A 13,165-nucleotide genomic window follows, 5' to 3' on the forward strand; every position below is an offset into this window, starting at 1 on the left:
CTCAGCCCCCGTTGCTCTTAACACTACTTTTGTCATGTAAATCGAGCACTTTTCTTAAGTTTAATAACACCACCATCTTTTCCCCAACATTGACCAGACCATGAACAAACTGCGCATTATCTGAGTCCTGAAAATCTGGAACATCTTTCGCCTTCTCTTCGGAGATGCTGTAAACATCGGATACAGCATCCACAACAATGCCCATCAATTTGGTTTGTTCTTTCAGTGTCACCGACACCACTATCACCACGGTGAGTGGACCGTAATCAATATGGGTAATACCAAATCGTTGTCGCAGATCGATGATGGGCACAATGGTCCCACGCAGGTTCATCGCGCCTTTTACAAATGGCGGAGAGTTGGGGATCACCGTAACAGGCTCCCAGCCACGAATTTCCTGGACCGCCAAAATATCAATCCCATACTCTTCTTCGTCCATCATAAATGTCAGAAACTGTTTTTCGTCCGATTCGGTATCCAGCACTAGCTGCTGATTTAAGTTCACACGATCTGTCATGCCGGGACACCCTCATCCGTTTTCAGGTCCACCAGTAGCTCAGAAGAACCAGGTCGCCTTAAGCCGCTCAGCTTAATTAAACCACTGATGTCAATTATCAGAGACACCGTGCCATCTCCTAAAATGGTTGCCCCTGAGATACCGTCTACGCGCTGATAGTTGGCTTCCAGACTTTTGATCACGACCTGTTGCTGTGCCAATAAATCATCCACCAGAATACCCACTTTGTAATTGTCGGTTTCAACTACCACCAACAAGGTCTTATCCAGTTCTTCACGCGCACCTTTGTGATTAAAAATGTCATACAAACGCAAGATAGGAATGTACTCATCGCGCAAACGCAGAACCTGTAAGCCCTTGCCGACATTACTGACTTTGGTAATGTCAATTTGCAACGATTCAACGATTGAGATCAGCGGAATAATATAAGTATGCTCTGCAACCTGCACCAACTGACCATCTAAAATCGCCAAAGTCAGCGGCAAGCGAATCGTAAAAGTCGACCCCACACCAGCTTGCGAACTCACTTCCACAGAGCCATTTAATGCCTGAATGTTCTTACGAACCACATCCATTCCGACACCCCGGCCAGATATTTCACTGACATTGTCCGCAGTTGAAAAACCCGGCATAAAAATCAATTCATTGATTTCGTCAACAGAGAGATCGTCCAGCTCCTGGATCAGCCCTTTCTGGATGGCCTTGTTACGGATTTTATCTGTATCCAACCCTTTGCCGTCATCCATAATCTCGATGACAATGTTGCCCCCCTGATGAAATGCATTCAGCGTGACCGTCCCGACGGGATCTTTACCCTGCGCAATACGTTGTTCGGGAGTCTCCAAGCCATGATCCAGCGAGTTGCGCACCAGGTGTACCATAGGATCTGACAGCTTTTCCATTACCGTTTTATCCAGCTCGGTTTGTTCACCAATCAGTTTTAGTTCAACCTGCTTGTTTAATTTTTGCGAAATATCGCGGACGAGCCTTGGAAAGCGGCTGAATACAAAACTGATAGGCAGCATGCGAATTCGCATTACATTTTCCTGCAGATCGCGGGTATTATGTGCCAGTTGAGCCAAACCTTCCTGCAGCGCCGCAATGCTGGATTCAGTAATGTCCTGCTCACCTATCTGGCTAAGCATAGCTTGTGTGATGACCAGTTCGCCTACCATGTTGATCAGTGAATCAACTTTATCTATGCCGACCCGGATAGAGGTTGTGCTGGGGTCCGCATTTTTACGTGCGTCTTTGCCCGTCGCAGACTCTGTTTTAACTTCCGTAACAGCTGGGGAGGGCGCATTTATCTCGACTGGTAACGCCGGCTCAGCCTGAACACTTTGCAGTGATTCAGCTTGTTTAATATGAGTTTCAGGCTCATCGAACAGGCCGCCACAATGCACTATGCTGATTTCAGCATCATCTTCAACCCATTCGAATATCTCGCGAATTGCCGCCTCTCCACGTGTTGTCGTCAGAAAAAATCGCCAATAAAGATAGCAATCATCAGGTGTCAGCTGTTTAAACTTCGGTAACTCATCGTGTAGCGCCCGGGTTTCCAGTTCTCCGAGTTCAGAGAGCTCGGCAATCATGTATAGCGGCTCATTACCCGTTTTAAATAGATAGGGCAACGGCTTGAAATCTACCTGGAAAGTTATGGGAAGATGCATCTGATCTTCAGACTTGTTCTCGAACTTACTGCTCTCGTCTCCCCGGTTATCAGCACAACTGTCTCCGTTCAGAATGGCTTCAAAGCGTTGTTTCAATTCGTTTGCATCTTGCTGTTCGGGTTCCTGTTGCGCTTGCAAAGCAGTCAGCATGGCGCGCAAACAATCAACAGCCTTGAGCAGCAAATTGACATGCTCTGCGGTGAGCTGCCGTTGTCCGTTACGGATTTGATCTAATAAGGTTTCCAGTACATGAGTAAAATCAGAAACCGCTGTAAAACCAAAAGTACCACTTCCCCCCTTTATTGAATGTGCAGCCCGAAAAATGGTATTTATGGTCTCTTGATCTTCTTTGCCAGGCTCAAGATTCAGCAGCTCAGACTCCATCGCATCGAGCCCCTCGAAGCTTTCTTCAAAAAACACATCGAAAAACTGACTTAAGTCGATACTCATGGCAGCACCTCGCGAGGGTTAACGAATGACTTTTTTCAGCACAGCCAGCAATTGTTCAGGGTTAAATGGTTTCACAATCCAACCTGTTGCGCCTGCGGCTTTACCTTCGCTTTTCTTATCCAGGCCGGACTCGGTGGTGAGCATCAGAAGTGGTGTAAACTTATAATCAGGCAAGTTTCTCAGCTCCCGAATTAGGGTAATACCATCCATAACAGGCATATTCACATCCGAGATCACAGCATCAAACCCTTGTTGCTTAGCCAGATTGAGCGCTTCACTGCCATCCTTTGCTTCGACTACATCAAAGCCCGCTTTTTTTAATGTAAAGCCAACCATCTGACGCATTGAAGCAGAATCATCCACAGCTAAAATCTTTTTCATAATGACCTCTTAATTCGTACTACTGATAGATAAAAGTTCGGTTAACCCTAGTTTCTCAACAGATGAAGACAACGCGGCACTTTCGCCCACCCAGGAAATATGTTGCCCAATATCCAGCAAATATTTTTGTAATGCACACAGCAGTTGGATCGAAGCGGTGTCTGCACGCTGAATTTCACTGATGTCTAAAGAAATAGCATGGCCAGCATCAAGCTCAAGCATCAACTGTTGATGCAGTTCTTCAACCTGGTTTATAACCAGCTCAGGGGGAAGTTTAATCATGCGCCTTGCACATTCCTTGCAAATCTTATTGATATGAATAGATTAGACCGTGACCGTGAAATTGCCATATTTATAACGGAAAAGAAATAATTAATTATGAAATTCAGTAACTTTACGGGACTTGCTAGTACTCAGGTACAATCACCTTAAAATCTTTAATCAACTGAGCCTCATTAATAACGGGCACTTCACCCACCTTAAATTCGGGTTTAAATATGGCTTCCAATTGTGCCTGTGGGTTAACTAATGCAATCGATGCACTATGGTCGACATAATACTCTGGTTGGTCGCTGCTATTAATGGCATAGATCAAACCAATGTCCCGCACGAATGGGAATAAGATGTTATGAGGCGCAGATGCTGCGACAAAATCAGGATTAAAGTAATCAATATATTGCTTTCGCTTTTCTTGCGTATCGCGCTGCGGGTCTACCGCGACAAACCAGACGTTCAAGTTCTGGTAAGACTCGAGCTGTGCAGCAATATTGGTGAGCTTAGCCAAAGTCATTGGGCACACATCAGGACAATGTGTATAGCCCAGAAATAGCAAGCTCCATTGCCCTTTTAATTGCTCGGCAGTGACCGGCATGCCATGTTGATCTTGCAAAGTAAAAGGTTTGAGCATCCGAGGCTGCTCATAATGTACAGCAAACTCTGATATTTTAGGGGCTGGCTGACACCCGCTAAACAACATGACCATAAAAAAAAGAAGAAAAAAATTTCTCATATCAGCGCTCTGTCAACAAACAATGAGACAAAGAGTAACAGTAAATACCAGATAGAAAAACGAAAAACCCCCATCGCCTGCGACACCGTATGATTAACATACAGCCGTACAATCAGATAAATAAACAGTCCGTTAAGAGTACTTGCCGATACCAGATACACATATCCGACCATACCTATCAGATAGGGAAGTACACATATCAACGCCAACAATAATGTATACACGACCATACACAGTTTAGTAAATTGAATCCCGTGTGTTACAGGCAGCATCGGCGTACCTGCTCTGGCATAATCAGCTTCGCGAGCGATCGCCAGGGCCCAGAAATGCGGTGGCGTCCAGGCAAAAATGATCATGACCAATAGCCAGGGCTCTGCAGCCAGACTCCCCGTTTCGCTAACCCACCCCAGCAAAGGGGGCAGAGCGCCTGCCAGCCCGCCAATGACAATATTTTGTGGTGTCATATGCTTGAGAAACATAGTGTACACAACCGCATATCCGAGCAAAGCCAGTAGAGTTAACACGGTGCACAACCAATTACTGAACACCAATAAACCTGTGGTTCCGATAGTAGCCAGGCAAGCTGCAAAAAGCAGAGCCTTTGATACACAGAGTTGTTGCCTCGCCAGAGGGCGGTGGCGCGTTCGTGCCATCTTACTGTCTCTGTTTCGGTCAACTATATGATTAACCGCCGCAGCCGCCGCAGAGATGAGACCAATTGACAGCAAACTCATTAGTTGTTGCACCAGAGTGCGCCCTGTATCCGGTGCAAGCGCAAGGCCTACCCAGGCAGTAAGCACCAGCATCATGACCACCTTAGCTTTGGTGATCGCCAGATAGGGCTTGATACCTGCGTAGAAATCGGGAAATGCTGATCCGAGTTGATGTACGCTCATAGCCATAACTTACTCCTTCGATTGATAAAACAGCAGATAACACACCCGAACCATACTTAGTAGTAAAAGTGCAGCCATCACATTATGGAACAACGTCAACGACAACGGAAATTGCCAATGTACAATCGCCCCACCCAGTAGCACCTGGCAAAGCACCAGCATAGCTGGTAATACAATTACAGGCCGTATGTGAGAGTCAGCAATCTGTCCGTACAAGCGCCAGCATAATAATAAGATTGCAACCAGCGTTACCATCGCCCAGATCCGGTGAACCAGATGAATGGAAAGTCGGGTTTCAAATGGCAACACACCAAACTCGTAGCTGGCAGAGGAATGAGGTAACTGAAATAAACTGGTCAACGAAAAGAGTTGACCATTTTCACACAATGGCAAGCCCCGACAATGTGGTGCAGCATAATTAGCGGCTAACCATCCACCCAGTGCGATTTGCAGTATCAATATCGTCAGTGCAACCAAAGCCATAATCCTCAATCCAGTGACATTCGGTATCAAGACGGCCGCTGGCTGACGAGCTTTCAGCCACAACAAAGTTAACAAACTGAGTATGGTGAATCCTCCCAGCAAGTGGCCCATGACAACGAGAGGCTGTAAGTTCATCGTCACGGTCCACATGCCCAGCATTGCCTGAAATACGATTAATATGACAAGCAGCGTCGACAACCCTTTGATATGCTTACTATAGTTCGGATGACGCAGCGCTATGAAAAAAATCGCAGCGACTATCAAGCCTAAGCTGCCTGCGAAATACCTGTGTATCATTTCAATCCAGGCTTTCTTTTGATGTACCTCACTACCAGGAAACTTTTGTTGCGCCGACATCAGTTCATGTGACTCATTGGGCACAGTGAGAAAGCCATAACAACCCGGCCAATCCGGGCACCCCAAACCAGCATTACTCAACCGGGTATACGCGCCTAATGTTACAACCAACGCCGCCAGTAGCGCTGATATGAGCACCAATCTTCTAAACCCCTGTGTCATTGCTTGCCTCCTGAGCTGCTTCGTTCGTAAGACAGTAACTTTTTTAAATCCTTTAGCAGGCCTTTAAGCAACACCCTGTTGGCGGTTTGGTCCGGCTGCGGCAAATATTCTAGTACTACCAGACCGCGCTTATCGACCAGATAAAATGCACCCGGAGACAAAGTCGAAACTTCAGGCACAACATCGGCCACCTCACTTTGTCCCTGACCTATCAACAGTAAGCCTACTTGCTGACGATGTTTCCCCAGCGCGACGGTTAGTTGCTCCATTACAGCCAACTGACCCTGACACAACTGGCCACAATTCTCAGGCTGATTCAACGCAATAAACCAAGCATTGTGGCCTTGTTCAGGCACATCCAGTATGACCTCCTGACTCAAAAAGCTTCCCTGATTGGTCGTACTCTCCGGTTGCCATCCCGACCAGAGCACTACCCATGCAGCGATCAGAGGTAACACGCAGCAGGCTAAAAATAATCCGGGCACCTTATTCATCATTCTTCCTTTTGTAAGCAAAATAGGGAATAATCACCGCCGCCACCGCCAACAACAGCCACTGCACTGCATAAGCCCGATGTTTATCTGGCCCCATAACGACGGCTTCATAGTGTGGCTGAACCTCGCTCACAACCGGGTGCGACGCATAGGCCAGAGAAGACGCTATCGGGCGCTGTGTCTGAGCAACAAAAAAGGCGTGATCCAGATATTGGATCAGTTCAGGCTGAGCCGCATTCAGATCAGGCCGGTCAGCTAACGTAAAGCCAGCCCACTTACCTATCTTGAATTCAACGTCGACGGTTTGTAACGCAGTTGGGAGCTCAATCTGCGGTAAAACGGCGCGGCTTTGTGCAGCCGGGATAAAGCCAAGGTTGACAACCAGCCATTTCTCGCCGTAAATAGGACGAAACAGAGTGACAACATCATAACCGGGTACGCCACTTAATATCTGATTATCGAGCAACCACAAACGTGACGTTTCGAAATAGCCACGCACTCGGTATTGCTTTCCTTCCAACGCACTTTGGTTTTGCAAGTCCTCAAGCGCATTAAACTCGTGCAGTGACTGGTTACTTTGCCGTTTTTCAATAAGATACTCCTTTTGGGCTGCTCTTTTCCATTGCCACACCGAAAGTGCCAGACATGTACACACCACTACACTCACTGCCAAAATTGAGCAATATGCGCTAACCTTTAATCTACTCATGTTTAACTGCGTCATATGCCATGCTACTCAAGTTAATTATTATTGTTTTGCTTTTCAGCATCATTTATAACCTGTTTCGAGCTTTGTTCATTATGCTCAAAGGGACTCACTCTGATGAGTCCATGTCTCAACTCCTGGGAAAAAGGGTGTTTTTTTCAGCCGGCGTGTTACTGCTTATACTACTAGCCAAAGGGTTGGGCTGGCTTAACTTCAACCCGGCTCCAGGCGCTACAACACATAAACAAACACAAATAAGCACAACCAGACTACATCTACAAAGTGCCAATACCAGGCACCAGCCTGAAACGCAAAATGGCTATGCGCGGTGAAGTGACCCTTCATTACCCGAAGCCACACCACCGCTAAAATAATAGCCCCAAGTGTGACATGCATGCCGTGAAACCCGGTGAGCATAAAGAAGGTATTACCATAAATACCAGACTCTAAGGTTAGGCCCAAATCCTGATAAGCATGAACGTACTCCTCAACTTGCAGGACCAAAAAAGCAAAGCCCAGCAAAATGGTTAATCCTAGAAATACCTTTACTTTATTTCTTTGCCCTTGTTCCATTGCAGTGTGTGCAAAATGCAGTGTCACAGATGATATCAAGAGAATGATGGTGTTTATTAACGGTAGACCCTGCCAGCCCATAGCCTGTGTTTTGTCTCCGCCTGGCGTGTTTAGCAGTGGCCATACAGCTTCGAAGCTCGGCCAAAGTAATTCATGTGTCATTACGTTGTTGCTAGCACCACCCAACCAAGGGACGGCAAACATGCGAGCATAAAACAAGGCGCCGAAAAACGCGGCAAAGAACATCACTTCAGAAAAGATAAACCAAGCCATTCCTTGTCGGAATGAGCGATCCATCTGCTCAGAATACAAGCCCCCCTGCGACTCTCTAATAACATGCCTAAACCACCCGGCTAACATAAATAGCAGTAAGCCAATACCAGCGTATAAAATAAATTGGCCAGCAGGGCTTTTCATCACAGTTAACCCTCCCCCGACGGCAACCCCAAACAGGGCAATGGCTCCCACGATGGGCCAAGGGCTTTGCTCTGGTACATAATATTTTTCGTAACCATTAGCCATGACTTAATCCTCGTATTTGTTGATACACTGCTACCTGAATGCTGTGAGCATAATCTCTTCCGACTGCGGCGCGGCTAAAATCACCTAGCTGCTTTGTTGTTGGGTGCGTAGGAAAATTTTGGTTAGCCGCATTTCTGTCTGTAATGTCATACAACGTATATGCGAGTGTCAGCTCTCCAATACCTGTTGGTAGTTCCGTGTCGACATAAAAGCGTAACGTAAATGCCATCTTCTGATGTGCCTTCATACTCTGCTGGTCAAAACAAAAACACGCGAGTTTATGCAGGTACTTGGCTGCCTTACCGGGTGAGACTGATGGAATAGCCTGCATAATGCGAGCATCGCCACTCAAGTTTTCAGCCGTAAAACTCACTTCAGTCAACGTGCCAGGCGTAACTGTGACTTGGTAGGTCGCAGCCTGCACTTTAAATGGCGCTTTCCCTTGTGTGTGCGTTGTGAAGCTCACATCAACTTTGCGCGCTAAGTCTTGCTCTTCGCTTGCTTCAGCGGCTTTCAGTTCAACTTTGCCATTGAGCCCCGTGATATCGCAGAACACGTCGTAAAGTGGTACCAAGGCAAACGCAAATGCAAACATGCCCAGCACCAATAACACGAGCTTTCTCAGTAACGGGGTATGCATTACTTCACCTCGGGCGGTGTACTAAAAGTATGATAAGGCGCTGGGGAGGCAACATCCCACTCCAGCCCCTCTGCGCCATCCCACACTTTGGCTGGCGCACGCTGCCCGCCAGCTATACACTTGAATACCACAGCCACAAACAACAGCTGAGACAAACCAAAGGCAAAGCCACCAATACTGATCAACGCATTGAAATCTGCAAATTGCAGGGCGTAATCAGGGATCCGTCGTGGCATTCCTGCGAGCCCAACAAAATGCATCGGAAAGAACAAGATATTAACGCTGACCAATGACAACCAAAAGTGCCATTTAGCCAAGGTCTCGCTGTACATATAGCCCGTCCACTTAGGCAGCCAGTAGTAAGCTGCCGCCATGATTGAAAAGACAGCCCCCGTGACCAGCACATAATGAAAATGAGCAACGACAAAATAAGTATCGTGATACTGAAAATCAGCCGGAGTAATTGCCAGCATCAGCCCAGAGAAACCTCCCAGGGTGAACAACACGATAAATGCGATGGCAAACAACATCGGGACTTCAAAGCTAATAGAGCCACGCCACATTGTAGCTACCCAATTGAAGACCTTAACACCGGTCGGTACAGAGATAAGCATAGTCGCATACATAAAAAAGAGCTCACCGGCCAACGGCATACCGGTGGTAAACATATGATGGGCCCATACAATGAAAGACAACAATGCTATGGAGGAGGTTGCATATACCATGGATGCATATCCAAACAGCTTTTTCCTCGAGAAGGTGGGCACTATCGTAGAGATCACACCGAATGCCGGTAATATCATGATGTATACTTCAGGATGACCAAAGAACCAAAAAATATGCTGGAACATCACTGGGTCACCCCCGCCAGCAGCATCAAAGAAGCTCGTTCCAAAGTACTTATCTGTCAATACCATAGTCACTGCTCCAGCCAGTACAGGCATCACAGCAATCAGTAAAAATGCGGTGATTAACCAGGTCCAGACAAATAAGGGTAACTTCATCCATGTCATGCCCGGCGCTCGCATGTTGACTATGGTCACGATGACATTAATAGCCCCCATTATTGAACTGACTCCCATGATATGAACGGCAAAGACGAATAAAGCTGTGTTGTCGTTGCTGTAAGTAGTGGAAAGCGGCGCATAAAAAGTCCAACCAAACGCCGGGCCACCGCCTTCCATAAATAATGAGGAGAGTAGTATCAGAAAAGCGAATGGTAAGATCCAAAAGCTCCAGTTGTTCATCCTCGGCAACGCCATATCGGGCGCACCTATCATCATGGGCACCATCCAGTTTGCAAGCCCAGTAAAGGCCGGCATTACGGCACCAAACACCATGATCAAACCATGTACTGTCGTCATCTGATTAAAGAAGTGGGGATCTACAAGCTGAAGCCCTGGCTGGAACAGCTCTGCCCGGATCACCATGGCCATACCGCCACCGATTAGGAACATCAATAGAGAAAACAGTAAATACAACGACCCTATATCTTTATGGTTAGTCGTAAAAAGCCAACGCTTGATGCCGGATGCCGGACCGTGGTGGTCGTGCTCTTGCTCATGAGCAGCCTGCTGTGTACTCGAAGTCATTTGGCTTTCTCCTGTTTGTCGTCAAGGTAAGCTTGTATCTGACTAGGTTGAATGACTTCTCCGGTATCATTCCCCCAACTATTTCTTTTATAAGTAATAACTCCAGCGACTTCTTTTAACGATAATTGCTTTGCAAAGGCTTGCATCGCAGTACCCGGACGCCCTTCCATGATGATTTCTATGTGTGCCTGCAAATCTCCGGTAACCATTGGGCTGCCTTTCAATGCAGGAAAAACACCTTGCAAACCCAATCCTGTAGGCTGGTGACACGCCGCACAGTAAGCCATGTAAACGCGCTCGCCGGTCGTCATCAACTCTTCTTTGCTAAGCGTCTGCTCCAGTAACGCAGCCTCCTGCTGCGCAGCGAGTACGTTTTGCGCTTTTTCGTTAGCAAGCCACGCCTGAAACTCTGCTTCAGGCTTTGCTTCTACTACAACGGGCATAAAGCCATGATCTTTACCGCACAGCTCAGCACACTGACCCCGATAGGTGCCGGGCTCGTTCACATTCGTCCATGCCTCATTAATGAAACCAGGATTAGCATCTTTTTTTACTGCAAAATCAGGTACCCACCAGGAATGAATCACATCGTCAGAGGTCAGCAAAAACCGCACTTTCTTACCAGTAGGAATTACCAAAGGTTTATCGACTTCTAGTAAATAGTGTTCGGTTTTACTCTCCATGTTGTCTATCTGAGCTCTGGGAGTCGACATCAGAGAGTAGAAATCAACATCATGTCCCAGATACTCGTAATGCCACTTCCATTGTGAACCAGTCACTTTAATTGTCAGATCCGCCTTGTCAGTATCTTCCATCGCAATCAGGGTTTTTGTTGCAGGCACTGCCATAGCAACCAGAATTAAGAATGGAATGGCGGTCCAGAGGATTTCGACCTTAGTACTTTCGTGAAATTGTGCAGGCTCAGCACCTTTAGAGCGCCGATGATGGATCAGTGCCCAAAACATGACAGAAAAGACGATCAGTCCAATCACGCAACAGATCCAGAATATGGTCATGTGTAACTGATAAACCTGATTACTGATGTCAGTAACACCTGTACGCATATTATAGTCGCTTGCGAACGCGAACATATTGACCAGTAAACACATCGCAATTGTGATGAGTTTCGCTATTTTCATTAGACGTCTCCCTCGATTGCCTCAAGTGTGAGAAGCAACGGTTCTTATTATCGGATGACTGTCATTTCACTTGGGTTATCCCATGAGTACTGCACGACCATTTAACAACTAGTCAAAATTTACCCGTTTAGCAAGTTTTTGCTCGGTACTCATTTTGTTTTTAAGGAGAGGGAAACAATTGAAAAATAGCTGTTTGTTAGGGGTCACTCAACTCTAAGCGCCTGAGATATGGTTATCTAGATGTGTTTACAAGAAGTAAAAATAGCCCGGTAAAGAGATACCGGGCTGCAGCTGGAAAATAATTATATATCGCCTCGGATCACCCCAACAGCAAGACCTTCTACTGAAAAACTTTGCTGCTCCAGGTCCACTTCAATGGGTGCGAAGTCTTCGTTTTCTGCATGTAAGTAGACTTTTTTACCCAATTTTTCAAATCGCTTAACCGTAACATCTTCTTCAACACGCGCTACAACCACCTGCCCATTGTTGACCACCTGAGTACGGTGGACAGCGAGCAAGTCTCCATCCATGATCCCGATGTTCTTCATACTCATACCATTAACCCGTAGCAGGTAGTCAGCAGCAGGATGAAACATCGCAGGGTCGACCGCACAGTGACTCTCTATGTGCTCCTGAGCAAGTATCGGCTCGCCAGCTGCAACACGACCAACTAACGGCAAGCCAAGCTGTTCAGGCTCATCTTCCACCAGTCGAATACCGCGGCTTGCACCTGGCACCATTTCTATGACACCTTTTTTCGCTAACGCCTTCAAATGCTCCTCAGCAGCATTTGCACTGCGAAACCCAAGTGACTCAGCAATCTCGGCACGAGTCGGAGGCATGCCAGTGTCCTTAATGAAAACTTTTATGAGTTCAAGAACTTGTTCTTGTCGTTTCGTGAGTGGTCGCATATAACTGGTTTTCCATACAGTGCATTTACTGTGAGTATATACAGTTATCATTTTTTCGCAACGGTTATTCTACTTCAAGTGTCAACTCACCGTTAATTACCTTCGCTGATACTTATCATATACCTATGAGAACGCTAACCTGCGCCTGTCCAACTCAACGTCATTGGTTGTAGACTCCACCACGCTCTCCACAAGAAGGTGTATCAAAAAGTTGCTCTGCTAGGTGCTTCACCATCCACCCACCCTCATGGATGAATTAAGTGCAAAGTACAATGACTGCGAGCAACGCGAGTACATTTACTTTGCGCAAGGGTGAATTGCGACCGAAGCACCGCTTCGCAGCGCAATGAACGCGAGGCATGGACGCCGAGCCGGGAGCCCTCCACAGGGAAGTGTGTCCAAAGGTTGTTCAGTTAGCGATGGTATGATTAACCCAAACGCAAAAAAGCCCGACTCTTTCGAATCGGGCTTTGATGTACAGGAGGTACGAATGTCGATGATATTCATGGATGAATGTCTTTCGTCGACCTCTAATTAGGCCCTGGCGATGTCCTACTTTCACATGGGAAACCCCACACTATCATCGGCGCTATTTCGTTTCACTACTGAGTTCGGCATGGGCGGGGCTGGCCTTCCAGTCAGGTGGTTCCAAAATGCCTCCTA

Annotated in this window: 14 protein-coding genes and 1 pseudogene; 1 reads left to right on the top strand and 14 read right to left on the bottom strand. The window is 46.9% G+C overall.

Translation table 11 applies throughout. The features are described 5' to 3' along the window. Position 1: 1 nt before the first annotated feature. From MHN33_RS22835 to MHN33_RS22875, 9 genes are all read right to left on the bottom strand, one after another. Positions 2-517 (bottom strand): chemotaxis protein CheW, encoded by a 516-nt coding sequence (locus tag MHN33_RS22835; RefSeq protein WP_239401664.1) that lies wholly within the window; start codon positions 515-517, stop codon positions 2-4. Further along, entirely contained in the window at positions 514-2,637 is a 2,124-nt protein-coding gene (locus MHN33_RS22840; protein WP_239401666.1) for a chemotaxis protein CheA, read from the bottom strand. Before MHN33_RS22840 ends, MHN33_RS22835 begins: the two co-directional genes overlap by 4 nt. Positions 2,638-2,655: 18 nt before the next feature. Further along, positions 2,656-3,018, bottom strand: coding sequence for a response regulator (locus MHN33_RS22845; protein ID WP_046007072.1), 363 nt, complete (start codon positions 3,016-3,018; stop codon positions 2,656-2,658). Positions 3,019-3,027: 9 nt separating this feature from the next. Then, positions 3,028-3,300 carry an STAS domain-containing protein gene (locus tag MHN33_RS22850; protein ID WP_239401668.1) on the bottom strand — a complete coding sequence of 91 codons (273 nt, stop codon included), beginning with the start codon at positions 3,298-3,300 and terminating at the stop codon, positions 3,028-3,030. Between the two features lie 124 nt (positions 3,301-3,424). After that, positions 3,425-4,027, bottom strand: a complete 603-nt coding sequence (locus MHN33_RS22855) for an SCO family protein (RefSeq protein ID WP_239401670.1) — start codon at positions 4,025-4,027, stop codon at positions 3,425-3,427. Beyond that, the gene (gene cyoE / locus MHN33_RS22860; RefSeq protein WP_239401671.1) at positions 4,024-4,929 is read right to left on the bottom strand and encodes a heme o synthase; all 906 of its coding nucleotides are present in this window, start codon (positions 4,927-4,929) and stop codon (positions 4,024-4,026) included. Before cyoE ends, MHN33_RS22855 begins: the two co-directional genes overlap by 4 nt. 3 nt (positions 4,930-4,932) lie before the next feature. Then, positions 4,933-5,925, bottom strand: coding sequence for a COX15/CtaA family protein (locus tag MHN33_RS22865; protein WP_239401673.1), 993 nt, complete (start codon positions 5,923-5,925; stop codon positions 4,933-4,935). Next, complete coding sequence (locus MHN33_RS22870; protein WP_239401675.1) at positions 5,922-6,422, bottom strand: transmembrane cytochrome oxidase associated protein; 501 nt, start codon at positions 6,420-6,422, stop codon at positions 5,922-5,924. The genes MHN33_RS22865 and MHN33_RS22870 overlap by 4 nt, the downstream gene beginning before the upstream one ends. Beyond that, positions 6,412-7,128 (bottom strand): SURF1 family protein, encoded by a 717-nt coding sequence (locus MHN33_RS22875; RefSeq protein ID WP_239401676.1) that lies wholly within the window; start codon positions 7,126-7,128, stop codon positions 6,412-6,414. Before MHN33_RS22875 ends, MHN33_RS22870 begins: the two co-directional genes overlap by 11 nt. A 20-nt stretch (positions 7,129-7,148) precedes the next feature. Here MHN33_RS22875 and MHN33_RS22880 point away from each other — a divergent pair, with 20 nt between their 5' ends. After that, positions 7,149-7,457, top strand: coding sequence for a DUF2909 domain-containing protein (locus MHN33_RS22880; protein WP_239401678.1), 309 nt, complete (start codon positions 7,149-7,151; stop codon positions 7,455-7,457). Here the strand turns inward: MHN33_RS22880 and MHN33_RS22885 are convergent. The 5 genes and pseudogenes from MHN33_RS22885 to lexA form a co-directional block, all read right to left on the bottom strand. Continuing rightward, positions 7,357-8,220 carry a cytochrome c oxidase subunit 3 gene (locus MHN33_RS22885; RefSeq protein ID WP_239401680.1) on the bottom strand — a complete coding sequence of 288 codons (864 nt, stop codon included), beginning with the start codon at positions 8,218-8,220 and terminating at the stop codon, positions 7,357-7,359. The genes MHN33_RS22880 and MHN33_RS22885 overlap by 101 nt on opposite strands. Positions 8,221-8,335: 115 nt before the next feature. After that, a pseudogene (locus tag MHN33_RS22890) lies at positions 8,336-8,860 on the bottom strand (cytochrome c oxidase assembly protein); the annotation flags it as partial. Continuing rightward, entirely contained in the window at positions 8,860-10,452 is a 1,593-nt protein-coding gene (gene ctaD / locus MHN33_RS22895) for a cytochrome c oxidase subunit I (protein ID WP_239401682.1), read from the bottom strand. The pseudogene MHN33_RS22890 and the gene ctaD, both read right to left, overlap by 1 nt. Beyond that, positions 10,449-11,561: a cytochrome c oxidase subunit II gene (coxB, locus tag MHN33_RS22900; RefSeq protein ID WP_239401698.1), complete on the bottom strand. Its 1,113-nt coding sequence runs from the start codon at positions 11,559-11,561 to the stop codon at positions 10,449-10,451. Before coxB ends, ctaD begins: the two co-directional genes overlap by 4 nt. 332 nt (positions 11,562-11,893) lie before the next feature. Then, positions 11,894-12,502, bottom strand: a complete 609-nt coding sequence (gene lexA, locus MHN33_RS22905) for a transcriptional repressor LexA (protein WP_239401684.1) — start codon at positions 12,500-12,502, stop codon at positions 11,894-11,896. Positions 12,503-13,165 lie beyond the last annotated feature (663 nt).

Source organism: Pseudoalteromonas sp. OOF1S-7 (genome assembly GCF_022347765.1).
In the GTDB taxonomy this organism is placed as follows: domain Bacteria; phylum Pseudomonadota; class Gammaproteobacteria; order Enterobacterales; family Alteromonadaceae; genus Pseudoalteromonas.

Coding starts and splice junctions, on each gene's coding strand:
- MHN33_RS22875 (WP_239401676.1), bottom strand. CDS start 7,128: ATGAGTAGATTAAAGGTTAGCGCATATTGCTCAATTTTGGCAGTGAGT.
- cyoE (WP_239401671.1), bottom strand. CDS start 4,929: ATGGCTATGAGCGTACATCAACTCGGATCAGCATTTCCCGATTTCTAC.
- MHN33_RS22845 (WP_046007072.1), bottom strand. CDS start 3,018: ATGAAAAAGATTTTAGCTGTGGATGATTCTGCTTCAATGCGTCAGATG.
- MHN33_RS22855 (WP_239401670.1), bottom strand. CDS start 4,027: ATGAGAAATTTTTTTCTTCTTTTTTTTATGGTCATGTTGTTTAGCGGG.
- MHN33_RS22835 (WP_239401664.1), bottom strand. CDS start 517: ATGACAGATCGTGTGAACTTAAATCAGCAGCTAGTGCTGGATACCGAA.
- MHN33_RS22865 (WP_239401673.1), bottom strand. CDS start 5,925: ATGACACAGGGGTTTAGAAGATTGGTGCTCATATCAGCGCTACTGGCG.
- coxB (WP_239401698.1), bottom strand. CDS start 11,561: ATGTGTTTACTGGTCAATATGTTCGCGTTCGCAAGCGACTATAATATG.
- MHN33_RS22870 (WP_239401675.1), bottom strand. CDS start 6,422: ATGATGAATAAGGTGCCCGGATTATTTTTAGCCTGCTGCGTGTTACCT.
- MHN33_RS22885 (WP_239401680.1), bottom strand. CDS start 8,220: ATGGCTAATGGTTACGAAAAATATTATGTACCAGAGCAAAGCCCTTGG.
- MHN33_RS22850 (WP_239401668.1), bottom strand. CDS start 3,300: ATGATTAAACTTCCCCCTGAGCTGGTTATAAACCAGGTTGAAGAACTG.
- lexA (WP_239401684.1), bottom strand. CDS start 12,502: ATGCGACCACTCACGAAACGACAAGAACAAGTTCTTGAACTCATAAAA.
- MHN33_RS22880 (WP_239401678.1), top strand. CDS start 7,149: ATGCTACTCAAGTTAATTATTATTGTTTTGCTTTTCAGCATCATTTAT.
- ctaD (WP_239401682.1), bottom strand. CDS start 10,452: ATGACTTCGAGTACACAGCAGGCTGCTCATGAGCAAGAGCACGACCAC.
- MHN33_RS22840 (WP_239401666.1), bottom strand. CDS start 2,637: ATGAGTATCGACTTAAGTCAGTTTTTCGATGTGTTTTTTGAAGAAAGC.